The 24,611-nt window shown below is 59.2% G+C and carries 18 protein-coding genes and 2 pseudogenes; 12 read left to right on the top strand and 8 right to left on the bottom strand.

Going from position 1 to position 24,611, the window contains the following annotated elements; genetic code table 11:
* Positions 1 to 193: pseudogene (locus tag ATC00_RS15470) on the top strand (sugar ABC transporter permease); the annotation flags it as partial.
* Positions 190 to 1,005 (top strand): carbohydrate ABC transporter permease, encoded by an 816-nt coding sequence (locus ATC00_RS15465; protein ID WP_064253493.1) that lies wholly within the window; start codon positions 190 to 192, stop codon positions 1,003 to 1,005. The pseudogene ATC00_RS15470 and the gene ATC00_RS15465, both read left to right, overlap by 4 nt.
* Here the strand turns inward: ATC00_RS15465 and ATC00_RS32595 are convergent.
* Entirely contained in the window at positions 974 to 1,258 is a 285-nt protein-coding gene (locus ATC00_RS32595) for a hypothetical protein (protein ID WP_161951913.1), read from the bottom strand. The genes ATC00_RS15465 and ATC00_RS32595 overlap by 32 nt on opposite strands.
* Here ATC00_RS32595 and ATC00_RS15460 point away from each other — a divergent pair.
* Positions 1,257 to 2,228: a 3-hydroxyacyl-CoA dehydrogenase NAD-binding domain-containing protein gene (locus ATC00_RS15460; protein WP_161951912.1), complete on the top strand. Its 972-nt coding sequence runs from the start codon at positions 1,257 to 1,259 to the stop codon at positions 2,226 to 2,228. The two genes, ATC00_RS32595 and ATC00_RS15460, sit on opposite strands and share 2 nt — an antisense overlap.
* Before the next feature lie 1,276 nt (positions 2,229 to 3,504).
* Here ATC00_RS15460 and ATC00_RS15455 read toward each other — a convergent pair.
* On the bottom strand, positions 3,505 to 3,954 hold the full coding sequence (locus tag ATC00_RS15455) for an ATP-binding cassette domain-containing protein (RefSeq protein WP_153045220.1): 450 nt from the start codon (positions 3,952 to 3,954) through the stop codon (positions 3,505 to 3,507).
* 75 nt (positions 3,955 to 4,029) lie between these two features.
* Positions 4,030 to 4,359 carry a phasin family protein gene (locus tag ATC00_RS32590; RefSeq protein WP_064253491.1) on the bottom strand — a complete coding sequence of 110 codons (330 nt, stop codon included), beginning with the start codon at positions 4,357 to 4,359 and terminating at the stop codon, positions 4,030 to 4,032.
* Positions 4,360 to 5,536: 1,177 nt separating this feature from the next.
* Here ATC00_RS32590 and ATC00_RS15445 point away from each other — a divergent pair.
* The 3 genes and pseudogenes from ATC00_RS15445 (at position 5,537) to ATC00_RS15430 (ending at position 9,018) form a co-directional block, all read left to right on the top strand.
* Complete coding sequence (locus ATC00_RS15445) at positions 5,537 to 7,927, top strand: DUF3141 domain-containing protein (protein WP_064253490.1); 2,391 nt, start codon at positions 5,537 to 5,539, stop codon at positions 7,925 to 7,927.
* A gap of 475 nt (positions 7,928 to 8,402) precedes the next feature.
* A pseudogene (locus ATC00_RS15435) lies at positions 8,403 to 8,546 on the top strand (transposase domain-containing protein); the annotation flags it as partial.
* 244 nt (positions 8,547 to 8,790) lie between these two features.
* On the top strand, positions 8,791 to 9,018 hold the full coding sequence (locus ATC00_RS15430; protein WP_064253487.1) for an excalibur calcium-binding domain-containing protein: 228 nt from the start codon (positions 8,791 to 8,793) through the stop codon (positions 9,016 to 9,018).
* Positions 9,019 to 10,406: 1,388 nt separating this feature from the next.
* On the opposite strand, the gene ATC00_RS15415 is transcribed toward ATC00_RS15430, so the two are convergent.
* Together ATC00_RS15415 and ATC00_RS32585 are read right to left on the bottom strand one after the other, a co-directional pair.
* Positions 10,407 to 10,967, bottom strand: a complete 561-nt coding sequence (locus ATC00_RS15415) for an SLATT domain-containing protein (RefSeq protein WP_064253484.1) — start codon at positions 10,965 to 10,967, stop codon at positions 10,407 to 10,409.
* A 302-nt stretch (positions 10,968 to 11,269) separates the two neighbouring features.
* The gene (locus ATC00_RS32585) at positions 11,270 to 12,079 is read right to left on the bottom strand and encodes an EAL domain-containing protein (RefSeq protein ID WP_072642880.1); all 810 of its coding nucleotides are present in this window, start codon (positions 12,077 to 12,079) and stop codon (positions 11,270 to 11,272) included.
* A 959-nt stretch (positions 12,080 to 13,038) separates the two neighbouring features.
* Here ATC00_RS32585 and ATC00_RS15405 point away from each other — a divergent pair.
* Entirely contained in the window at positions 13,039 to 13,335 is a 297-nt protein-coding gene (locus ATC00_RS15405; RefSeq protein WP_064253482.1) for a hypothetical protein, read from the top strand.
* A 256-nt stretch (positions 13,336 to 13,591) separates the two neighbouring features.
* Here the strand turns inward: ATC00_RS15405 and ATC00_RS15400 are convergent, their stop codons facing one another.
* Both ATC00_RS15400 and ATC00_RS15395 read right to left on the bottom strand, forming a co-directional pair.
* Positions 13,592 to 15,502, bottom strand: coding sequence for a cytochrome P450 (locus ATC00_RS15400; RefSeq protein ID WP_064253481.1), 1,911 nt, complete (start codon positions 15,500 to 15,502; stop codon positions 13,592 to 13,594).
* A 529-nt stretch (positions 15,503 to 16,031) separates the two neighbouring features.
* On the bottom strand, positions 16,032 to 16,379 hold the full coding sequence (locus ATC00_RS15395; RefSeq protein ID WP_064253494.1) for a hypothetical protein: 348 nt from the start codon (positions 16,377 to 16,379) through the stop codon (positions 16,032 to 16,034).
* A gap of 566 nt (positions 16,380 to 16,945) precedes the next feature.
* On the opposite strand from ATC00_RS15395, the gene ATC00_RS15390 reads away from it, so the two are divergent.
* The 3 genes from ATC00_RS15390 (at position 16,946) to ATC00_RS31110 (ending at position 21,935) form a co-directional block, all read left to right on the top strand.
* The gene (locus ATC00_RS15390) at positions 16,946 to 18,055 is read left to right on the top strand and encodes an FAD-dependent monooxygenase (RefSeq protein WP_064253480.1); all 1,110 of its coding nucleotides are present in this window, start codon (positions 16,946 to 16,948) and stop codon (positions 18,053 to 18,055) included.
* A 1,113-nt stretch (positions 18,056 to 19,168) separates the two neighbouring features.
* On the top strand, positions 19,169 to 20,368 hold the full coding sequence (locus ATC00_RS15385; RefSeq protein ID WP_064253479.1) for an MFS transporter: 1,200 nt from the start codon (positions 19,169 to 19,171) through the stop codon (positions 20,366 to 20,368).
* An 829-nt stretch (positions 20,369 to 21,197) separates the two neighbouring features.
* On the top strand, positions 21,198 to 21,935 hold the full coding sequence (locus ATC00_RS31110) for an SDR family NAD(P)-dependent oxidoreductase (protein ID WP_037377632.1): 738 nt from the start codon (positions 21,198 to 21,200) through the stop codon (positions 21,933 to 21,935).
* Between the two features lie 636 nt (positions 21,936 to 22,571).
* Here the strand turns inward: ATC00_RS31110 and ATC00_RS15375 are convergent.
* Positions 22,572 to 23,252 (bottom strand): OmpW/AlkL family protein, encoded by a 681-nt coding sequence (locus ATC00_RS15375; protein WP_064253477.1) that lies wholly within the window; start codon positions 23,250 to 23,252, stop codon positions 22,572 to 22,574.
* A gap of 305 nt (positions 23,253 to 23,557) precedes the next feature.
* On the opposite strand from ATC00_RS15375, the gene ATC00_RS32580 reads away from it, so the two are divergent.
* On the top strand, positions 23,558 to 23,698 hold the full coding sequence (locus ATC00_RS32580) for a hypothetical protein (RefSeq protein WP_156911508.1): 141 nt from the start codon (positions 23,558 to 23,560) through the stop codon (positions 23,696 to 23,698).
* Positions 23,699 to 24,108: 410 nt separating this feature from the next.
* Positions 24,109 to 24,611 (top strand): cation:dicarboxylate symporter family transporter (locus tag ATC00_RS15370; RefSeq protein WP_153045221.1); only part of this gene is annotated, 503 nt, incomplete at both ends.

Below are 24,611 nucleotides of genomic sequence, written 5' to 3'. Positions count from 1 at the left end.
CGTCTACATTCTCACTTTCGGCGGGCCGGGTTTTGCGACGACATCTGCCGGCTTTTCAATCTACCGGCGGGCGATCGAGCAGTTCGACGTCGGCCGTGCGGCGGCCGAGACGATCGTCTACGGCCTCGTCATAGGTCTGGCGACACTCCCGGTCGTTCGCCTGCATCAGCATTTTGAAAGGCGGGAATCATGAGGCTCGGCGTTCCACATCTCTGGCTGGCCGTGGCGGCGGCGCCGATAGTCGGCTTCTTCGCCCTCCCCATCGTGTATCTCGCCGCCGTTTCCCTGAAGACCAAGGACGATGTGCTGAGCGGCAATTTCTGGCCGACGGTGCCGACGTTCGCGAACTGGCCCGGCGCTTTCGAAGCGGCCGGCATTGCGGGTTTCATATTCAATTCCGTCGCGGTTTCCGCGCTTGCCGGCCTACTCACCATCGCATTGGCGTTACCCTCGTCCTATGCGGTGTTGCGGCTCAAGATGGGCGGCAGGTGGCTGGCGGACGTGACGCTTTCGAGCTACATGGCGCCGCCCATCGTCGCCTTGATCCCTCTCTTCTTCCTGCTGAAGGCAACCGGGCTTCTCAACACGCGCGCCGGTCTCGTCCTCGTTTACGGCTTCGCCAACGTGCCCGTCGCCTTCTGGCTTCTGACGCCCTTCCTGCGCCGGATGCCGATCGAGATCGAGCAGGCGGCCGCAATGGACGGTGCGGGACCGCTTCGCACGCTTCTTCAGATCGTCGCGCCAATCATCGCACCCGGCGTCGTGGCCACACTGATCATCGTAACCGTGCTGTCCTATAACGAATTCCTCTTCGCCTCCGCCTTCACCTTTTCCGACGCCACGCGAACGCTGCCAGTCGGCATCTCGCTCTTCCAGGGAGACAGGCTGGTCAATTTCGGCCAGATGGCAGCCGCCTCCCTCGCCGGCATCGCCCCGATCTACCTGACCGCGCTTTTCATGCAGCGCTATCTGATCAGCGGGCTCGCACAAGGCGGCGTGAAATAAAGGCAAAACGGCAATGCAGGTGTGGGGGCCTCAACCCGATCTGCAGTTTTGTACCCCTGACCTCAACTTTCACTTTTCGCACTTCGGCAGCGGTATCGCGCAGGTCCCAGCTTGAACCGCTCCGGGATTCCAGCCAGTCGACTTCCTTGCTTTCGGCATCGTCATGCCGGGCATGGTCAAACCTGTTGAGATCGCACCCGCGATGAACAAGGAATTCGATGGAACTGGCAACCACGAGGACGCGGACCGTCATGCGCAATCTCTCCGAGCTCATCCATCCGACACGCTATACGCTTGTCATTCCGTTTGAGGAAGGTCTCGCTCGCGAACGGGAGACCTTCCTGAAGCTTCGCGAAAGCAATCGCGCTCAGGCGCGAATCCATCTGTTTCTCTCCGGCAAGGCGGCGTTCCACTTTCCGAGCGCTTCCATGGGAGAAAGACGCGTGGCATCCGTCGCGATTGCGGGTTCGGGAAAGCGCGCCCGGGCGATCGCCGCACTGCTTAATCGATCCGGCGTCGCCGTCCGCACGGGCGAGTCCGGTCTGAGCGAAGCCGGTCTCATCATCGACGCTTTGGACGACCGAAAGGCTCAGGTCACAATCAGACACCTGGCATCGCAGGCCAAACCCGGCGCGGTCATCGCGACGACCCGCGGGCGCAATCTCGATCGTCTCGCCGAAATGACCGAACGACATGGCGATATCATCGGCCTGCAGTTTCGTCTTTCGAGCGGGCGGTCGCTGGTCGAGGTGGCTCCGACGACGAGAACCGCCCCCGAAACGGTCCATGCAGTTCTGGGTCTCATCCGCAAGACCGGCGTACAGGCGGTCGTCATCACGCAACCGGGTCTGGTCGGCCAGCGCATCATAGCGGCATGCCGCGCGGCCGCGGGCGACCTAAGCAGAAGCGGCGTGCCCTGTAGGGACGTCAAGGCCGCCCTCGCTTCTTGCGGTGTGTCGCGCTCGCTCGGCGTTTCGGCGTCCCTGAGGAAATCCCTTGATCCTGCTCTGCGCCATCACCTGCTTGGCGAAATGGCACGGGAGGCGGCCGTCCTGGTAACCGAAGGTATCGTTCGCCAGTCGTTCGAAGTCGATCTGATCCTGGTGCACGGCTACGGGCTTCCGCACGACGAAGGTGGGCCGATCTGGGCGGCCGGAATGCTGCGAAACGACGGCCTCACGGTCGCCGCTTATGATCGCTCCATGGACAAAGTGCGGGCGTGATGTGACAATTTCTGAGGCTCAGCCAGAAGTGGTTCGGCACCGACCTGATCTCGAATTAACCGCGGAGGCGAAAACACGCCTAGCGCAACTCGTTCGCTTGAACTCAGATTAATGACCACTTCGGCGTCGGTTATATTGGGACGATTGACGAGCCCTGATGTCTGCATTTGGGACCGCATGCACACCGTCCGGCATCACCGGAAGACGTAGCGTTGTGACGAAAAAGGCGGCGCAGGCGTCGACGCGCAAGTAGGCGGGAACTTAGATGGTCGGGGCCTCAGTTCGCTGAGGGCTTAAACCTCTCTAACAACTTCCTCGACAACTTTAGCGGATCTGCCACAATGAGAGCTGCCAATATAATTGGCAGCAAACTTGAGCTCGTTGGCCCCTCATTCCACCTAGTCTTCGGGCTCATTTTTTCTGTCGCGGGATTTAAGCCGCCGGATTGAGCATTTCCCGAAGAAGCATTCGGCTGGGTGACCCCGCTTCAAAAAAGCTGAATGTGCTCGCCGCGAGATCGGCGGCTCCTCACAGTCACTCGTCAGCTTTCTGACGTTGATCTCCTCGTCAAATATGTGCTGTAGAAGTTCGAGGTCGCTCGGGGTCAGAAACTGCCGGTCGCCTGAGTAGAATGAACGGATGATGGCGCAATGCCCTCTCCCAGAGCGCGGAGAATGCGGCGTCCGGCTAGGCCTACTATCAGGAGGATTGTAGCTCGACTCAGCGCGATTACCAGTCGCGGAAAGTTGCTGGCCAGCGCGACTATTGCAAGCTTGCAGCGTTTTCTGGTCGGCGGTGGCACGGGCCCCGCCACCCAAGTCGGAGATGATCGGAAGGGCCTTCCAACACACGAGCTACAAAGGCGCGCGCTGTCACGCCAGTCCGAAGAAGCCGAAGCGCTCGCCGCACAGCTGATCAACGCCTGAGGAGTCCGCGACGATATGGGCTTGAGTATCATAGCCGGCCTGTCCTGATCCGGGCTATGATACGGCGATCACGCGCGAGCTTCGTTGGTTGATAACTCTGCGCTCTCTTTATTTCGGAGATCTAAGAAAATCTTGCCGACCCGAATCCAGCTTTCGCGGTCCTGGTATCGTTCGTTAATCGATGTATGAATAGCGTACCTAGTTGGGTCAGGACATCGGACGGAACGTCCCTCGGACGTTGAGTTGCTATGGTGGTTGTCAGCCCATACTTTCGGCCCTCCTTTGCGATTAGGCCGAAGGCATCGGCGACATCATGCGTGATCAGAACCATCGTAAAAGCCGTGCTCGTGCTAGATGCGTTCCAGCAGGCGGTGCATCTCGATGCGCGTGAAGGCATCGAGAGCCCCGAATGGTTCGTCCAGCAGGAGGACGCCCGGCCGGCTCACCAAGCGCGCGAGGGCGACGCGCTGGGCCTGGCCACCCGAAAGAACAGCCGACCCGTCGTTTGCCCGATCCGCAAGCCTGACTTCGGCAAGAGCCGCCGCTGCGCTATCGCGCGCCAATTCTTCGTCCGAGCGATTCCGACATTGCTGATTACCCGATGCCAGGGAAGCAGCCTCGCATCCTGAAACAGGAGCCGCACATTTGACTGAAGCAATAACTCCTGAGCGGCGCACTCGTGAACGTGGCAGGACATCACAAGCGGGCCGAGGTACGGCTGCTTTCGACCTTTGCAGTCGAGGCGATGCCGACGCGGCAGTGCCGGCCGTGGCGGGCCAGTCGGTCAGTGCCCGTGCCATCCATTGCCTCCTGATTCAAGGCACGGCACAATCAATATCATCCCGTGGACGTGCTCCAGGAAAGACTGATGTCGATTAGTACCTTCTCGAAGGCGTCGTTGGGCTCGAGACGTCGGCCACCGCCTCGCTGGTGAGAGCCTGAAACTTTCTTATGTGCTCAACATTCACGTCCACAAGCTTGTGCAGGAAGCGCCACTGCAGCTCCATTGCTTGGAGCGGTGATTTTGCCTCGATCAACGCCAGAAAATGCGAAAAATGGGCTTCAGTGTTGGCCTGCAAGGCAGCGATCGTTTTCAAAGACAGTTCGGGGCCTGCTCTCATCATAGCTTCGAAAATTGATCCGAACGTTTCCGAGGCTTCAAGAGCCTGCGACAGCGGCACGGGCTTTTCGGTGATGTTGGTCATACCTGCTTTCCTATCCGTTAAGATGGTTGTGTCATCAACTGACTGCGTTGCTAGGCTTGGCCCCGATCGCGCCAGACAAGACGTCCGGGTTCGTCGCGCCATCTTCCTTGAATCCGCTGCAATCCGACGCCCGCAGGGTTCCTTCGAGCTGTTGCGGTTGGCTCTACCTGAATGCCCGTCCGCCGTTCCCACCGCCGCTTCACAAACAATCAAATCCCATGCCAAATTCGGCTGATGACCTGAAAAGGAGTGATCCTCACAGCTTCTCAGCTGTTTAGCTCTGACGAGAACAACTGCCGCCGGCACCGGCGGGTTCGGGCAAAATCGACATGGTTTTCGAGTTCTTTTGTCAGTTTGCCCCCCTCTCCTCAGGTTCGAATTCACGCTCAAGCTGGTCTGGGCGATGCTGTCGTTTTCAGGCTTGCAGGACGTGCTAAAACTGCATTGCCGGTTCTGGTAATCGCGTCGACCGTGTCCCATCTCACACCCCTGAAACTTGGGGAGCCTCCGGCTTTCAGCACTGGGCTCCCGCCGGCCCTTTTGTTCGATAGCGCACAAATTGAGGATGATCCTTTTTAAGTCGGAGCCGGCTTACACATCTCCGAGATTTGCCCCCTTGCCCCCAAAGCTGGCCCTTCATCTCTGTTTCGCCCTCAGCCCTGTCATCTCCAAAGGGGATAAACCCACCTGCGTTGCGCCATCGCTTTGTCCATTGTTCACGCCCTCGACATGGGCATTCGATGCGTCTCGGCGATTGCTTTCTCAAAGACTTCGCGTCTCGGCAAACAGCGCAAGCACTGCGGGTTAGGGCAACGCCAACTTATGGGCATTCAGCCGCGTGCTGTCTCACTCATTGTCGAACTCTCGACACTTCGGACGCTACCCATCAGAGTGACCATGGATCAATGTTGCTAATAAAGGGATTTCGCGATTGGCACGACATATGCGTGGTTGCCGGCAAGCCCCGCTGCAGCGAAGTCTGTGGTGGTGATCCCGGAGCGATGGTGACGCAAGTTCATCGGAGATAGTAGATCCGCGGCGTCATTTCCATGGCGCTGCTCACCATCGAGGAGGCCGGCGCCATCGCAAAATTCCTTGCGTCACATGAAACCCGGAACCAGACCGGCGGTGTCCATGACATCGGCGGCGGCAATCCTCGACCAGATGAGGACGAATCATGGCCAACGTGTTTGACTTACTCAGTCTAGCCCGGCGTATCGAGGCGCCGCGCACAGAAGTCGACAACTTCGGCGTCCAAAGTCCCTCCATGGCCTTCGCCGAAGGCGTGACGGAAGCGACCACCAGAGCCGCCGTCATTCTTCTGACCGCCTTGTCGCGGCACATCCACCGCATCGGCGAGATCCAATCGGAGCGCCTGCGCGAGCTGCTGAGGAACGCCGAAGGTGTGCGGGAACTTCTGCGAGAGGCGCGCGATAACGGAAATCTCGGCACCGCCTGGAGGGAATACCTGCGCGACGCGATCGAGCGCGCCGTGTTGACGACGGATGCCTTCAGAGAGCGCGGCGACATCTTTCTCGAACATGAGGCGGCAGGCTGCCCGCCCGTTCTGTTCTACCACTATGAGGTGATGATGGACGGGCGAGACCTGCCCTTCAAATCCAACTACATGCTGCTTCGCATCATCCCGCCCGAGGGCGTTGCGGTGGATAACGCCCGTCGCCCTTACATCATTATCTGTCCTCGCGCGGGGCATGGTCCGGGAGTCGGCGGCCACAAGTCCGACAGCCAGGTGGGCGTGGCATTGCGGGAGGGCCATCCCGTCTATTTCGTCGCCTTCCGCCGCGAGCCAGAGCACGACCAGTATCTCTCCTACGTCACGCGCACGGAAGCAGCCTTCGTTCGCGAGGTCATGCGCCGACATCCCAACGCCCCCAAACCAGTCCTCGTTGGCGACTGCCAAGGCGGCTGGGCGACCTTGGTGCTGGCTGCGACGAATCCGGACCTGACCGGCCCCATCGTAATCAATGGCGCACCAGTGACGCCTATCGCCGGCAAGGTCGGCGAGAACATCTTCCGCTACAATGCCGGCCTGCTCGGCGGAACCTGGATTCCCATGTTCCTGTCCGATCTTGGCGGGGGCATATTCGACGGCGCCCATCTCGCGCATAATTTCGAACTGCTCAATCCGGAGCGCCCGCTCCGCAAATATACCGACCTGTTCCGCGACGTGGACACGGCGCGCGAGACCTTCCTCGCCACCGAGAGATGGTGGGGTAGCTTCTGCCTGTTGCACGAGAACGAGATCCGCTGGATCATCGAGCAGCTTTTCGTCGGCAACCGGCTCGTCAAGAACAAGGCGCGAGTGGTGCCGGAACGGCGGCATGTCGAGCTTAAGCTGATCCGGGCGCCTATCATCGTCTTTACCAGCCATGGCGACAACGTGACTCCACCTCAACAGGCCCTGAACTGGATCGGCGAGATTTATGAGAGCGAGCAGGAAATCCGCATCCTCGGACAGCGCATCGTCTACTTGGTGCATGACGACGTCGACCATCTTGGCATTATCATCTCCTCAAACATCGTCAATAAGGAGTACAGCGAGGTCGCAACAACGCTGGAGGTCATCGAGGCGCTGGTGCCCGGCCTCTACGAGATGCGCATTCAGGACGTGAAGGAGGATGACGTGCGGACGCGCTATACCGTCGAACTAGTCGAACGCAGCCTCGACGACATCCGCGCCCTCGGCGACGGCCATGACGACGAACGTGCCTTCGCGGCCGTCTCCCACGCCTCGGAGGTCCAGGCGCAGATCTATCACACACTCGTGCGCCCCTCCGTAAAAGCGGCGGTCACGGAGATCACGGCCGAGATCAGCCGTGCCATGCATCCCCAGCGTCTGTCGCGAGCGCTGATGTCTTCAAAAAATCCGATGATGGCTGGCGTCAAGCTCGCCGCCGAGCAGGTGCGGGAGGGCCGCGCCAAGGCCGCACCTGAAAATCCCTTCCTAGCTGCGGAAGCGCTCTGGGTGCGGAGCGTCGAGCAGGCGATCGCAATTTGGCGCCACTGCCGCGACTTGGCTTATGAGCTGACTTTCCACAGCATCTGGAACACGCCCTGGGTGCATTACTTCAGCGATTCCTACGAGGCGCCGCGCACTCTGATGATCAACGACGATCTGCGGGCTCTGCCGGAAGTCGCCATGGCACTCTCGGGTGTCGAAACCGGCGGCTTTGCCGAAGCCGTGATCCGTATGCTGGTGCTGCTCTCGAACGATCGCGGCGGAGTCCGCCGTGACCGCCTCGAGCGCTGGTCGCATGTCCTGGCCCAAGACGAGCCCTTCCGTTCGCTGGATGCCGAACTTCTGAAAATCATTCTGCGCCAGCAGACACTGATCGCCAGTTACGAGCCGGAGCAAGCGATCGAGACTCTGCCGCTACTGCTGACCGATTCCGAGGAGCGGCGCCGCGCCTATCTCGTCGTCCGCTATGTCCCCGGCACCATCGGGGAAATGTCGCCGCACACCGTCGCATTACTACAGCGCTTTGCCGAGGTGCTCGGCCAGCCGTGGGTGGAAGGAGACCTGACTGATGATCCGCTGGCCATGTGAATTTCAAAAGCCGGTAGCTTTAGTCGCGCCGCCCAGAAGAACTTAGGAAGTCGTAATCCGAAGGACATGCAGAGAAACTCGATGGCTCGTCGCGCAGAGCAAGAGGAAATTGCCGGTGGGTGGCGCGAGGACGTCCGGCCCAACCGGGTCCTCTCCTTCGTCGCCCCATCGGCGACGTCGCGCGCCGCAGGCTCCGAAGGGTTCGTCCATTAAAAAGAGCTTCGGCTGGTTGATCAGGACGCGCGGCTTCGAATAGGGTGCTGCCGCGGCCAAGACGGATCGACACGCGCCCGGCCTCGATCCGCCCGCCGCGGCGCCGAATATGCCTTTGTGGATGTTCATCGACGGTCCTAAACGCCCTCTGAGCAAGAGAACTATGCCGAGCATCAATGGCAAGTCTCCAACTGAAACAGCGAGAGAAGCGCGTTTCATCTGGTATGTTTGAAGACGTGGCATAGTTCGACGGTCGGCATAAACGGCCAAGCTCAACGGCGTCGAACCGATGGCCTATCTGACAGACGAGATCACAAGCGTCGTCAACGGCCATCCCAACAGCCAGATCGACGAACTGCTGCCCTGGGCCCATGCCGAGAAGCCAGAAACCAAACCCGTGGCCTGAGAACACCGCTTACGTTTCAAGTTTGAGCTGGCCGCGCAACGGCAAACCTTCCAGCCACCTCTAGAGGCTTGCTTGCAGCAATCCTGCGAGCCACCCGAACAATTGCTGATATCCTGCACCTGCCGCCCCATCAATGCTGAAACTGACTTGAGCGCAGCCGTATAGTCGTTCCGTCGTGAGAGGCTGCGGTCAAGCTCTCAACTCCAGCACCCCGACAATTGCTTATCGAATAAGGAGAAACCGAATGAAAATCGCTCTACTTACCACGGCTGCCCTCGTCGGGCTGCTTGTCGGCAATCTGACGGCAATGGCGCAGACGGAAGAAGACGGCCAAGTCGCGTCCGATGACGGTGAAGTCTACTTTCGGAACTGCTCAGACGCTCGTGCGGCTGGTGCAGCGCCTATTTATGCGGGTGAGCCGGGCTATAGTCGCAAGCTCGACCGGGACGGCGATGGTGTCGCCTGCGAATGACAACACGGCACGGGCGGCACTGAGTTGATAACAGCATTAGGATTCCCAAGGACAAGCTGAGGCGCCAAGAACCCAAGCGAAGGACTTGGTTGTCGAAGCTCAATCCCGGAGGGATACGCTTTCGAAAAGCGCATGCGCAAGTGCGATGCCGAGCCGTGGCCAAGGCTCGTGGCGCCAATTTTAGAGCATCTGCTTCGGCCCATCATCCTGCCAGATCTTCGCCAACAGCCGACGAAGCTCCGCCGCCAGGCGAGGGAGCATGCTGCGTTCATGTTCGGAAACGAGTACGAGCCGCTCTGCCGCTGCCTTCTCGACCCGAGGGTTGAGAAGGACCGCTGGATCGGCTGATCAGATTCGTCCGCCGCGCGCAGGAAATGCCCCCGTTCCTCGAGCTCTGCCAGGGACGTCACGGAGCTCTGCCAGGGACGTCACGGAGTTTGCCCTCTGCATACCGAGCGCGCGGCAGATTTTCACCGGGCGTCTCGATGATGCTGAGCAGCACGTTCGTCGGCACAGGCCGTGTGTTCGCAGGCTCGAGCGCGGAAAGCGCCCCTTGCGGATCAAAGGCCGACGCACGGAGAAGATGGTAACCCAGCAGATCGCCCAGCCCGCGGGCCGGCCGGACTGTTCTGAGGCTGCGGCCCTTCCAAAGGCATGTCATGCGCCCTCTAATTGCTCGCTGGGTGATCGAGTATGGTGACCACTTCCATGCCGTTGCTCAGCAGGATTTCCGATCTTGGATTCGCGTCGCGAGGTCTCGCGGCGACCGCTTCCCGGGTCGTCGGAGTTTTCAGCGCAACCATGTTCAGGGCAAATGCAGGATACGTCGGATGTATTCAACCGTCATTGATCGCTCTTGTGGCTTTGGCGCGGCAGTCAGGCGGCCCGATCGGAGGAGGGCGGCCGCTGTCCCGGTCCTTGCATTGTCTGGCAGATCGCTTCTCCCCGATCTGCGCGCGTCATCGTAATTGTTCGCAATCCCGCGACCCAGTCGATATTGAACCTCCTGCGTTAGCGCTGCCCCGGTGGCGCGCTCTTTCGGCGCAAAGCCGCCACTCGACGTTACGCCGGTTCGAGAGTTGGACGGTCGAGCGGCTGCGGCGCGCGATGCTCTGCTTGGTGCGCAAGAGAGGCGCACGTGGATCGTTGAATGCTGGGCTGGGACGCTATCGTTCGCGAGGGCCGAGGCCGCCCCCGCGACCGTAGTTCCCGGGCGCACCGCTTTGCCCGCCCCGATCCGCCGGAGACCTCCACTCGAATCGACGCGTTGCGCCGCCTCTTTATGCCCGTCCGGCAAATAGCCAAGGAGGCTGGCGTCCCACCCCGCAAAAGTCAGCCGTGTAGATGCGCATTCCTGCAGGGCGTGGGCGAAGCTCTCGGGAGGGTCCTTAGCCCCTATCGGCTGGCGAACCCAGAATCTGCGTCGGGCTGAACACCGCGAAACTGCCGGAGTATTCATCTGCGTGAGCTTGTACGACCTCGTTTAGACGCGTGGTCCACGCCTGAACATCTTCCTTCGTCACCTCGTCGCCTGATCCAACCGCTGTTGCGACGGCGATATCGATCCTGTCGCGAAGGTTCGACAACTGTTCCCAAGCAAGCTGCTCCGCCTTCAGTTGCTCCTTCCACCCGAAGGTCGCGATTATCAGAGGGCAGAACCCCACCAAGAAAAACAGGACTTTCTGAATGCGCGAGACAAATGGCACCGCGAAAATTCCCACGGCAGCAGCAACGACCGCCAACATGATCGTGAGCACGCTGGACCAAAAAAACCAGAGTTTCGCATCGGCGGCGTTTTTCGCAGTGCTCGAGATCAGGTCATTCACTCGAGCGCGGAGAAACAGCACGCTTTCTCGGTACTTGCCGGCACTTGTCAGAACCATTTTCTGACAAACGTGGCGGCGCTCTTCCGTGGGCCCATTCTTCGCTGGGCAAAGTACTTCGAACATTGTGATTGGGTCCTCAGGCTTTGCAGACCCGATTTCCTGACCTACGACGGGCTGCGCCAAGGTAACAACGAAAGCCAGTACACAGAGGATAGGGGAACACCTTCGGTGGCTCATTCTAAATCACCTTCCGATTGCATCACGTTACGGATTTCCACACCCTAGCCTATGCGCGCCAAGCCTAAGAAAAAAAGCCACTCAAATTTCGTTTGAAGTGTCAAACGTACTTGTAATCCGCAACACTTTGGCTACGAGCTCGCTCGTTGAAAAATCCGAAGCGATCAGTTGCGGCAATCCCGTATCGTTCACGAGGTAGTTGTTGCGTTTCGTGTAGATTCTCCAATGTCCATACCGCCGGAGCGCGCCAACCCCGGATGTATCGGAGACAGGGTCGGCTCTGAAAGGAGATATCCCTGCACGTGAGTGGCGCCAGCCGCTCTTGCTAGCGTGAGCTGGTTGTAAGTCTCGACCCCTTCAACGACGATCGTCGGCGCCACGCAGGACGCTAACCCCACCATGTGATGCAGCAATCGGTCAGCATCTGGACGACTACTCGATTGCACGAAAAACGAGTCAACCTTGACGATATCAACAGCCATCGAAAAGATGGCTTCGGGAGTTGAGAAGCCGGCGCCGAAATCGTCAACTGCAACTCTGTAACCTAACCTCCGGATGTCTTTTACGAACTCCGCCGTACAGGACAACTTAGCGATGGGCGAGCGCTCAGTAATCTCCAACACCAGTCGGGGGGCAAGCGAACGGTGTTGATAGAGCTGATCGTAGAGCATCGCACGAGGTTCTGAATCTGAGAAGCTCAACGTCGATATGTTGCATCCGAGCGATCCATTCGCATTGTTGGACAACCAATCGACCGCCAAGTTCAACATATGGCAATCCAATTTAGGTGCATACCCCGATGCTTCCAGGGCAGGCACAAATTCGCTGGCCGTAATCACCGTACCGTCGGCCTTCACAAGTCTCGCCAGACATTCGGAATAAAGAACTTCATGGTGTGCATTGACGGAATTCACTTGCTGTACTGAAAAACCAATTCGCTTCAGTTGCCCCGTCTGTTGGACGGCACGTACGATATTGTCGAGTTCATTGCAGATCATGTTCGCTCTTGCTCTACTGCGTCTTTCTGACCCACGAACCAACCTCAGCTGCAATTGCGCCAGATCCACACCCCGAGACGTTATCCGTTCAGCCCCTTTTTGCGGCATTCTCCTGATCGATTTACTGCAAAATCGGGCGCTTCGACGCCGGAACCCTGCATTTGTCGCCCACCCCGACGGTATTTCGACCATGATGGAACTTAACCGCATCGCGTTGTCACCTTCGGAGATATGATGATCTTCCGGCGTTGGGGGCCGCCAAGGAGAATGGCGCGTTGCCGCCGCCACGTCGGCCGTATGTCGCCGCCCCGCGAGACCGCGTACCGGCACTGCCCCGTGCTTCTGGCGGCACGTGAAAGAGGCTGCGTCAGCTGAGACACCGGACCACCGCCATGCTTTCGCTTCAACAGCTAAGCCGAAGGGTGTCGACGATCTTAGTAGAGGACATGGAAGCATGACGGCATCTGCTACACCCAAGGTTCGGGACAGTGTCAGCACATCTGCAGTCCAGCATGCTACCCCGCCCGAGCGAGTCAGACCGAAAAACTCGGTAATCGAGCCGGAACCGGTACACGCCTCGCCACAGATCTCTAAAGGGGACCGCGGTATTGCTGTTGATCTTAGCGGATCATCGTTCGATCCAACACGAATTCACCTGGCTAAGTTCCTTCACCTGGCTAAGCTCCGTGGTGGGGGTAGAACGTGGAACATCAAGCGATGCAACCATGCCAGCGGCGCTGGGTCTCCATCCTTTAGACAGCCGGGAGGATTGCATCCTAAAGGATGTTGAACTTCGATACCGAATCAATGAACTTATCCGCGGGTACGTGAAGCCTCGTCCACCAAGCGGGCGGAAAAAGCCCGGTCAAGAGGAAACGGCGCACTGCGACATATGTGCAAATGCGGTTTGCGCCATCACGAATATCGCCGTTGGATTGACTGCACGGAAAGGATGCTACATGCGTGCGCCATCAGGTGCTGTTGCGGGACTTTGCTCCGCCTCCGCCACCATGTTCTCAGTGGGAATGGCGTTCCTTGGCTACTGGGGGCTGTATGAACCCGGCGGTTGGCGGAGCGCTGATCTTGTCATTGTGATTTTGGCGCTCGTCGGATTTGCAGCGCTTGGCTCGGTGCCCTGGATTGTGACGACCCCCGTTGCAGACGATGGCGGGGAGAAGGTTGTAGCCGCCAGACGAGCATTGGCGTTGGGAGTCGTCTTGATCTGGTTGTCCGTTTTTGTCTCGGTATTCACCTAGAGTACGTTTGTTGCATGCGAAATCGGAATGTGGACGGCTTGAACGGCGACCGATCGGAAGGTGATGGAGGGTCGAGCGGCATGGGGTATCGCCGTTGGACCCCAATTCCTAATCGTGTGGCCGCCGGCCGAGCTGGCATCCGCCTTCCGATACGCCACAATGGTTGCTGCTTCTTGCATTGGATGAAGAGAAGCCCGCCGTGCGCAAGTCGCCGCACTTTGCTCTGCCGAACCTTGGATATCTTGTCGAGGGTCCGTCAAACTTCGGCAGCAAGAGCCTCCCACAACTCAGCAGACCAAGCGTCCAAACTGGCTAACACGTCGCCCCCGGCGTCCGCCTCTCCACGTTTGGCAACGGGAACTGCCCCTGCCCTGGCAAGGGCGGCTTCGAGGCGCTTCGGAACCGCCTGCCAAGTTTGTACCCAATGACGGTTGCCGCACCCGAATACCGCAAAAGGCAGGCCGGCGAGCGTGTCCGGCGGGAGGCTCTCGGCCCAGGCGAGAAACCGTCTCGCGTTGTTCGGCGGCAGCCCTTCGTAGGAAGCCGTAACGACGACGAAGGGGATGTCAACCGGAAGTCCGAAGGAGTAGTCGTCCGCCGGCGCGACGACCGGCGCGTAGCCCCGTGTCGCAGCCTCGCTTCCGATCCGTTTCGCGAACGATTCTGACATGCCTGTATTGCTGCCATAGATTATGAGCACCGGCCCTCGGTCGGCAATCGAACGAGGCACCCTTCTCAACACTTGCTCTTTGGAGGCGGCTGGAGCGCTGCGACGCGGCATCCCGGCCGACCAGTGTCGACGTTTCGCCCTTATGCGAAGACCAATCGGCTTCATCGTCAGTGTCTCGCCGACAACAAGTTCATAGCTATCGTCGACCAACGAGATGTAGAAGCGCTGGAGCATCATCGCCATGACCAGCACTGCCTCTTGCATAGCGAAGCCTCGGCCGAGGCAGGCCCGCTGACCGTTGCCAAAGGGCTTCCAGGCGTGTTGAAGTGCCTCTTTGGCATGATCGAAGTTGAAGCGTGCCGGCCTGAATACGTCAGGCTCATCCCAAACCTTTGGATCGCGGTGAAGCACAGGCAAAAGGATGAGCAGGATATCATCGGGCGTCAGCCGGTAACTGCCTGCGAGGGTCGTATTCTCAATCGGATGCACCGCGAAACCTGGAGCCGTGGGCCAAAGCCGCAGGGTCTCCATCAGCGCCTGTTCGACACAATCGAGCTTGCCCAGATCCTGGGCTGTCGGAGGCTCACCGCCGAGAGCGTCGTCGACATGGGCCTGCAACCTCGATAGTTCCTCCGGGTTCTTGAGCAGCAGCCAAGTCGCGAAACTGAGGAGTCCGCTCGTGGTCTCATGGCCTGCGATCAGGAAAGTGATCATCTGATAGCCGATGTTTTCTCGGCTCAGCATCTCCCCCGTCTCCTGGTCCTTAGTCGTCAGCATGATATCCAGAAGATCGGAGCGCTCACCAAGCCGGGCATCAAGTCGCCGTTTATCGATCAAGTCATCCGCCAATGCGCGGAGCGTCCGGGTGTGCGCCTTGAAACGCCGGTTACGCAAAAACATCAGCTTTGATGCGCCCGGCGGGAATAGGGCGCGGCGCGACACCTCCTTAAGGGCGCCTTCCATCGCCGTTACGAAGGAGTGCCTCTCGTTCCGGTAGAAGCTGTTGAAGCGGTGGTCGAAAGCACAAAGCGCGATTGTGTCGAGCGCAACGCGCGTCATGTTGTCGGCTACGTCGATTTCGGCATCCGAGCCGAAGCGTTCCCATCGCACCAGCATTTGGTCGACCACGTCGACCATTTTGCTGAACATGCTCTTCAGACCGAGCGGGCCAAAGGCTGGCGTCAGCAGCCGGTGTGCCTTGCCCCAGTTCGATTCATTGTTGTCCGCGGTGAAAAGGCCGTCATTGCCAATCGTTCTGAGCTCCGCGAGGGGCGGGTGCAGCGCCTTGCAGAATCTGGTCTCGTCGCAGAGCTCCGCGGTCAGTTCCTGGTTTCCGACGATGATCACGTTGCGTCCGAAGGTTTGCAGACGGAAGATTGGACCTAGCTCCTTCGACAGGCGTATCAAACTCTGGACGGGTGCATGCGGATTGATTGAAGTTATGTGCCCAAGCACAGGAAGGCCTTTCGGCTGCGGAATCTCTTCGAGCTTGCTCATGTTAGCGCCTCCTCAATGAGTTGGCCGATCGATCACGGCCCCCATTTCTCTCCGCGAGGGGTCATCCAACCTCGGGCGAACGAGGCAGCATTATTTGTGCCTCTCCGTGACGCCACTCGCTTCGAAGCTTCGAAGCGCTGCACGGCGGCGCGCTCCGCACTGGTTCTCTTCTCAAGAACGATTTATTCCGGATCTGATTTTATGTCGCTCCGCATGGCATGAGCTGCGGATCATAGGCTCCATGTATGAGCCATCTTTGGCGTCACCTGTACCGGCCGATATACGGCCGGTAGACTCCCAGCCCATCGAAGCCGCAGGATTTCGGCGCCTCGAAACGGTTTGCCTTTAGTTGTAAGACTGTTATGCGCGCGAGTGAATCTGCTATGTTAAACAGCGCGGGGAGCAACAACGATGCCACCCCACCCCTCCATGGGTTCTCGCCCCGGCCCTGCCGACGTCGGGGTGAAGACTGAAAAGGGCTTGCACTAGCCCTAAGTTCTCGTGCTGGCAGAGATCGCTCGCTGATCGACTAATGCGTGGCAACGCCCTGATCTTTGCTGTCCAACAGCGTGGGACGGACGTCGACGAAGTCAGTCTCGAACAATCGCGACCTCTCAGCGGCTTTATGAGCAAGGCTCTGCCATGCATCACGAACATTGTGCGCAGCCTCGAGGAAGACCTGCTCGACACCGGCATTCTCCATTTCGGCAAGCAGCGTCCCGAGCCTGTCCATGCAGTCATTGATGTGACCTCTAAGTCGCGAGATCTGGTCGAGAGTGACCCTTGGATGCGCTAGCATCCTCGGCACTATTGCCGCCGCGCGCTTTGCGAGGTCCTCCTCGCGCAAGAGAGTGTCCTGCCACTCGTAATTCATCATGGCTGCTCCTCGTCTCGGGATGGAAACATCGCCGCTTCGTGCGTCCTCGTCAAGAAGGATCCAGAATGGCCCGCGCATGGGAATGCCCATCTAAGCTCGTGGTGTTGAATCGCTTGTTCCGACTTCATTGCTTCCATGAGCCCTGCATCGGCCGCGTTCGCGGCACACTAGAGGGCGCTCAGGGGCGGGGCGCAGAGGGCACGTCTCGAGCCACTGTCGACCAATTGTGCCCTTGCCGCTCGTGAGCTGTGTCGCCAAAGCGCCTGTGCTCGCAACTGGATCACGGACCTTGTCGTTCCCGACGAAGAGAAACGTCGTCGGGGCGGCGGCTGACGACCTGCGGACAGCTACAGTTCGCTACTGACGGCTACTGACAGATACAGAAACGGCTCCATAAGGCGAAATACCAATGAAGAAGGGCTCGCAGTGGCTCCCGTGCATCAGGTGCATGGCGACGCGTGATGCGGCGTGCCGCCCGGGTCGTGAACTCGACGCGAAGCTGTGTCATACCTTGCCCGCGAGCTGAAATACAACGTCGACCTAGGTCGCTCACACAGGAATGATCGATGAAAATACTGATTGCCGGGGCCGGAATAGCCGGACTTTCTGCAGCACGAGCACTGAAAATGAAGGGCGTCGAGTGCGAGGTTGCCGAACGCCGGGAACGGCCACCGACGGAGGGAGCAGGTATTTTTCTCCTGGGAAACGCCGCAAGAGCGCTCGGCGACCTGGGACTGCTCGAACAAGTAAGGGCTGTTGCCTATCCGATTGCCAGACAGAGAATCCTTTCGTCTTCAGGCTTCGTTCTGAACGACGTGAGGACCGCAGACATCTGGAAGGATTGTGGGCCCTGTCTTGCCTTATCGCGCCAATCTCTAACAGACATCCTCCATGCTTCGCTGGAGCCAAGCACTGTGACCTATGGCCTGGAAGTGGTCTCGACGGCTTCGCGTGGTGACAAGGGCGCGGCTCGTTTCTCCAATGGACAAGAAAAAGAATACGATCTCGTCGTAGGCGCGGCAGGCGTCAATACGCCGCTGCGGACCGCAGTCTTCGGTCCGAGCGCGGCTCGCCAGATCGACATTTCATGCTGGCGACTGGTCGTCCGCAACAACGGAGAGATCGACGGCTGGACGGCAATGCTCGGGAACGGCCGCACGCTGCTCGGCATCCCCATCAGCGAAACCGAAACGTACATATACGCCGACTGCCGCTCGAACGAAATCGGCGACGGCTCCGTAACCGTTATGAAGCAGCTGTTCAGCAGCTTCGCAGGTCCGCTCGGACCGATTGTCGCCGCCCTGGATCCCGCCACCGCAGTCCATCGAGCCGTTTTGCAGGAAGTTCCTGCAAAACGATGGATAGCCAATCGGCATGTCCTGATCGGTGATGCCGCGCACGCCTCATCGCCCAGCATGGCGCAGGGCGCGGGCATGGCGATCGAGGACGCAGTCGTTCTTGCAGAGCTTGTCGCCAAGGACGATCCGATGGAAGGCATCCTCCGACAATTTCACGAGGCGCGCATCGGTCGGGTCGCGTGGGTACAGAAGAAATCGCGCGCCCGCGACAAGCTGAGAACGGGTTCGAGTACAATCCGGAACGCTGTCCTGCGGCTGTTCGGCGACGCCTTGTACCGGCGCACCTACGAGCCGCTGACACGCCCGCTCCTGTCTTGACGGTCGGGGCCAGCACTGGCTGGCCTCCGACGCCTTCCCGACGCCTTGCGCGTTGGCACGGAAGCGAGACCGTCGTCAGCGTGCCTTGACGATCGAGCGGGAAATTTGAATTCGAGAAAGTTCGGTTAGCGCTTTTGGACCACGGCAACGGAATGTGAGCACACGCGAACAGGTTTGCCGTGCGCCTCATCGATTTCAATCCAGCTCAAACGCCCGTGCCCCCGCTTCGGGGGGGCATCGACCTATCTGCCCTGGCGGATTGTCACTGTGCTCGTGCTTCAAGTTAGGCATGTTCGCAGCTCGCGATCGACTGTTCCGTTTCGCAGAAGTGGATAATTTTCATTTCCTGCCTATCGGGAAGTCGGTGTCATCGCAGATTGAACAGCGGTCCATTTTTTGTGCGCCCAAGAGCAACAGGTCCATGTCGCTTGGCATTGTTCGATGTAGGACAATGTTGGACATGCGACACGGGCGGTTCGTTCTAGTGGCTCATGCCAGAAGGTTTCTGATGGCACGCACATTGCTATGAGGCATCTGAAAATGCGTCACGGACTGAAGATATCGTGCGGAGTGTCGAAATGGTAAGACAGTGCTTTGTACCGCGGGCGACGCCCGGGTTATTCAGAACGTTCCAGATGCACAAGAAGGCCGCACGCGCGCGTTTGCCGCGATCGTCTTTCTCCGGACGCCAGTTTCGCAACCGCATCGTGGCGAACCTCTTGGCTGCACCAGCGTGCGGGTGCCCCTCGGAAGAGACGTTCAACGCTGCTGCGACAAGGTCGGTGCTTTACCCCCGCTCTGTTCGTCACGGGAGATCGGAACCGCGAACAGCCCAGGTATTGACGAACAAAACATCCGTTGTCCGCATTACTGGCCATCGCCGGCGGCGCCTGCGGAGTTGCGCTTATCCTTGTGATGGTTCGGTGCTCCGCGCCGATTACATTCAATTCATAAACGTCGATCATAGGAAGATACCGTTTAGCAGCGCGAATCGCCGTCGTCGGGGTTCAGCTCCCGGATCAACCAACGGCGCCACGAAAACTCTGCCCTCCGGATAGACCGGCAATGATAGGCAGGACGCGCCCCGCCGGAACATTCTCGAGGCAAAGAACAATGTTGGTGCAACTCTCTGCTGACAGCAGCGGGGGTGAGGAGCGGCCCGCCGCATGGGGCGCGGTATTCGCGATGTCGTTTTGCGTTTTCGCGCTCATCGCGGCGGAAATCATGCCCCTTAGCCTGCTGACCCCGATCGCCTCGGATCTGGCTATAACCGAAGGCCAGGCCGGACAGGCGATATCCGTATCCGGCGCCTTTGCGGTGATGACAAGCCTTTTCATCTCGTCCGTGGTCGGCAGACTCGACCGCAAGATCCTCCTGCTGGCGCTCACCGCCGTGATGATCGTCTCGGGGATGATGGTAGCAGTCGCTCCGAATTATGTCACGTTCATGCTTGGCCGCGCGCTCATCGGCCTCGTTATCGGCGGATTTTGGTCGATCTCCGCCGCGACCGCCATGCGGCTTGTTCCGGACGATCAGGTGCCGCGGGCGCTGGCGATCTTCAACGGCGGGAATGCGCTGGCGACGGTCATTGCCGCCCCTCTGGGAAGCTTCCTCGGCAACCTCATCGGCTGGCGCGGGGCGTTCTTCTGCGTGGTCCCGGTGGCAGTGATTGTTTTCGTCTGGCAGTTCCTCAGTCTTCCTCCCATGAAGGTCGAGGAGCGGCCGGCATCCGGAAGCGTTTTTAAACTGTTGAACCGGCGAGTGGTGGTTCTCGGCATGGCCGCGGTCAGCGTGTTCTTCATGGGCCAGTTTACGCTGTTCACCTATCTGCGGCCGTTCCTCGAAACGGCTATACATGCCGATGTTTCAACTCTGTCGCTCCTGCTGCTGGTGATGGGCGCGACCGGGTTCATCGGCACCATGCTCATTGGCGCCTTTCTGAAGAATGGCATGTATCGGACGCTGATCGCGATTCCGATGTTGATGGCGGCGATTGCCGTGGCCCTTGTGGCTGTCGGTGGCCGAGTCGCCGCAGCGGCACTGCTGCTGGGCATCTGGGGGTTGTTCGCCACGTCAGCGCCGGTGGGCTGGTGGACCTGGTTGTCGAGGACGCTGCCGAAGGATGCCGAAGCCGGAGGCGGACTTATGGTCGCAGCCATTCACCTCGCTATCACATCGGGCGGGACCGTTGGTGGCTTCTTGTTCGACATGCGTGGGTACCAGGTGACCTTCGGCGCCAGCGCGGTTTTGCTTGTGATCGCGGCCGCGTTAGCCGTCTTGACGTCGCGAGAAGCGCAAGCTTGGCCGACCTGACGAGTGGCCGCTTCACGCAGCAAATGATCCGGCTCGTGTGAGGATACCGCGTCAGGGACAAATAGCCGACCTGCCCCCCGAACGTGAGTTCGGGCGGGACGGAAAGGCCCTCCAGACCCAAAGTTTTCCATTTCTTAGGAGACTTGTTCCATTATCTGCATATCCGGCATGAGGCTGAGGGAATTGAGTGATGGGCTATGATTGGACCGGCAAACGAACGCGCCGGATGAAAGTGTTGCGCGGATGCGCAGTGGTTGTATTCGTCGGGTCTGCGACCGCTTTCCTGGCTGCCGCACTTCTACGGTGACTTCTCGCGCAACGCTACGGTCATCTTCAAGGCGCGCCGCGTGCACGCTTCGTGAACATGCCTCGGGTGCCGATCCGCGACCCGACAAGGATCATCCGTTTTGCACTTAAGCAAAGGGCCGCTTCTCTCTCGACGAAAGAAGAGGCCCCGCATCTGAGCGTTCGAATTCACAGACGGGCCGATAAATGCGTGTATTTTCATTTTTTGCAAGTGCTTTGTGCGCACCCATTTCATCGGCTCGTTGCTTTAACGCCGGGTAGCAGCGGTCTAGGATTGAGGTTATTCCAGCGCTCGCAAACCAAACTTTATGGTTGGACATCGCCTCCCGATGAGCGTGAATAATTCCTCCGACTGGATCCTCGCTAACTTTCGGGCTTTGTTGCTAACCGGTTTCACGGACAGGCAAACTGACGTTCTGGCATCGGCGTTACAATCTCGAACGGCTTCGCTGGCTGTCTTCCTCATTGTTGCAATACATCGAATGTAGCAGTTTGTGCGTCAATAATCTGAAGGGTCCCGATAATGACAGAGCAGCTCATCATGCTTTTGACAGGAGCGAGCCGAGGTATCGGGCACGCGACAGTGAAACTGTTTCAAGAGCGTGGGTGGAGAATCCTTACCGTTTCTCGTCAGCCCTTTTCAGAGGACTGCGCATGGCCAGCCGCACGCGAGAGCCACATCCAGGCTGATTTAGCGCAAATCGATAAGATAGACGATCTGACCGCAGAAGTGCGGAGCCGACTTCCCGCCGGCAAGCTTCACGCACTCGTCAACAATGCAGGTATCTCGCCGAAAGGTCCGAACCAGAGCCGACTGGGCGTGCTCGGCACTGATTCGCGCACTTGGACACAAGTGCTGAACGTTAATCTCGTTTCCACGGCGTTGCTCGCCCGTGGCCTTCTTCCCGAGCTCGAGTTGGGCAAGGGCTCCATCGTGAACGTAACTTCGATCGCCGGCACGCGCGTTCATCCTTTCGCAGGCGCTGCCTATGCAGCCTCTAAAGCAGGTCTCGCGGCACTCACCCGGGAAATTGCTCATGAGTTTGCTGGCCGGGGAGTTCGCGCTAATGCCATAGCCCCGGGCGAGATAGAGACGTCGATCCTGTCGCCCGGCACGGACAAACTCGTTGCCAGCCAAGTACCAATGGGACGTCTCGGCGACCCGTCTGAAGTCGCCGAGACAATTTATTTCCTCTGCACACCTGCCTCGTCCTATATCAATGGTGCTGAAATCCACATCAATGGTGGGCAACACGTATGAGTGTTGAGGCCTTTGCACTGGCGTGTCCAGTACGTCCTTCGCCACCATCACCGGGTCACGTGCTCCAAATCGACGGGGAGCAGAAACGTAAGATCTCCGGCTGGATTTGCGATCACTGCCGCCCGGTCGAGCTCGACGTAGGACCGCCCAGGCAGTTTCGTCTCTGGTGATCGTCATGACCTGTCTCCTTCGCCGCTGATGACAAGAAAAGGATGACAGGCGGTCGCCCGCGCGGATTGGTCACAGGCTGCGGCCAACACAGTCGCCAACTCCTGGCACTCCACCATGCGCCGCGCCGGCGTCAGCGAGACCGACTGCGAAGCAATCTGCAGCGCCTTCATTTATGAAGGGCTGTTCCATGAGCGTTGAGAGGTCGCGAGGAGCCGACGCGAGGGCTTCCGCAACCTGGGGCTCGACCTCTGCGCGAGCATGACCGGGGTTCGACCGACATTGGCCAAGAAGAACTGATCGAACGCCGGAGCAAGGAACGCTGCGCTTGTGGTTCGCCGCTATCCTGGGATGTCACGCCGCGAAGCGCAAGTGCCGTCGAGCTTCTCGCGGCCATAATGCCGGGCGGCACTCATCTGGATCAGGTGTTACTTAGTCCATGCGCTGGCCGCGAGAAATTCCGACTTACTAGAAGCGGTAAGTGACGCCGGCGCCAATCAGCCATGGATCGAGCTTGGCCTTGCCGCTGACATCGGCGCCACCGACATTCGCATCGAACTCTGGTCTCAGGAAGATTTTCTTCGCGTCGAAGTTCACGCCCCAATGGTCGTCGACCATATAATCGAAGCCGGCCTGCAGGGCGACGCCGAATGTGTTCTTGACATCAAGGCTACGAGCGCTCTTGCCCGACTGGTTGTAGAACACCGTATAGTTGACGCCGGCGCCGACATAGGGCTGGAAGGTGCCGAAATCGGTGAAATGGTATTGAAGGGTCAAGGTTGGCGGCAGCAGCCAAGTCTTGCCGATTCCTCCGAGCGTCGAAATTGAGCCGCCGCCGTCGACATTGGCATAGGTTGTGCCGAGGATGAGCTCCGCAGCGATATTCTCATTGAAGAAGTACGAGATGTCGAATTCGGGTATGAGCGTATTCGAAAAGGAAAGATCCGATCCCGGCACTCCGTAAACACGGCCGGAGTCCTTTGTGATCACATTAAGCCCCCGCAAGCGTATCTGCCACGGACTGCCTGCCGATGCAGCATCGACTGACGTCACAGCTTGTGCCGTCGTCAGATCCGTCGCTCCCGCGCTACAGGTGGCAACCAATGCTGCGCCGGTGATAATGGCGCGGACGATGTTGCTGGATATCATTCTTGCCTCCTTCTATCCAAGTTTGGTGAAGGTCGGCGGAAATAGCACCGTTTATGAGTTCACGGTTTGAGCGAGATCAATTGGAACTAGACTGCTTGTCGCAGCAGCCAAATATGGCTTGCCTGTGGGGTGAGCGGCCGCAGCGCTTTGCGATCCGCTCGGCAGTGATCCAATTCCGGCATCACCTGGTACAAGATCCCACCCTATCGAGGGCACCATTGGCCTGCGCCAGGTGCCGCGGCGCGCCCTGTAACCTCATACCCATTCCCTGTCGGAACTGATCATGCCTTAAACGTTGGTTGTGGTTGAATCCGCTCGTCGGAGCTGCTCAAGAGTCGCTCTTCGTCGACGCCATCGCAGACGTCGGCATTGCCCGCGGCGTCGGAGTCGCACTGAATGATCGCCTCATAGTGCTTTCGGACGGCGTCGGGCTTGCCGCCGGCTGAAATTTCCTGCCGGGATCGCAAACTATTCAAGTCAAGAATGCTGACGAGCGCCTTCGTCGTTACATGCCAGGTGTCGCCGACAATCCCCGCAGCCCGTCCCCCTCGCCCATCATTCTGGACTCCTAGAGTTGCCTATCAAAAACCGCGCACGGGCGCGCCATGATCAAAGCCATCGATGACCGCGGGCTATTTGGAAATGGCAAAACTGGGCGTGTTTCCGCCCATTCTCCTCGTCGATGATTGCAGGTTTCCGGACAGGACCGCGTGCCACGCTCCGGCGAAAATGCGCAGCTATTTCAAGCGATGCTCGATTCGGTCCAGTTGGCACGTCGCTTGCTGCGTAAACGAGAAGGCAGCAGCGGCTGTCGATTTTGGGAAGGCCGGCACATTGCCGGACGGGGGACCCCATNCCGATCTCGCCAAGGTCGGCCGCGTCGCCGGCAAGGCGATGATCTACTTCCTGACCTTCTCCACCCTTGCGCTCGTCATTGGCCTGATCGTGGCCAATGTGGTGCAGCCGGGTGCGGGCATGCATATCGACCCGGCCTCACTTGATGCGAAGGCGGTCGCCTCCTATGCCGCAAAGGCGCATGAGCAGTCGATCACCGGCTTCCTGATGAACATCATCCCGACGACGCTCGTCGGCGCCTTTGCCGAGGGCGACATCCTGCAGGTGCTGTTCATCTCGGTGCTCTTCGGCATCTCGCTGGCGATCGTCGGCAAAAAGGCCGAGCCGGTCGTCGATTTCCTGCAGGCGCTGACGCTGCCGATCTTCCGGCTGGTGGCGATCCTGATGAAGGCCGCCCCGATCGGCGCCTTCGGCGCCATGGCATTCACCATCGGCAAATACGGCGTCGCCTCGATCGCCAACCTCGCCATGCTGATCGGCACCTTCTATCTCACCTCGTTCCTG

Origin of the sequence: Sinorhizobium americanum (assembly GCF_001651855.1) — a bacterium.
In the GTDB taxonomy this organism is placed as follows: Bacteria; Pseudomonadota; Alphaproteobacteria; order Rhizobiales; family Rhizobiaceae; genus Sinorhizobium; species Sinorhizobium americanum.
The sequence above is the reverse complement of the archived record's forward strand: the minus strand, read 5'-3'. Positions and strand labels throughout refer to the sequence as shown.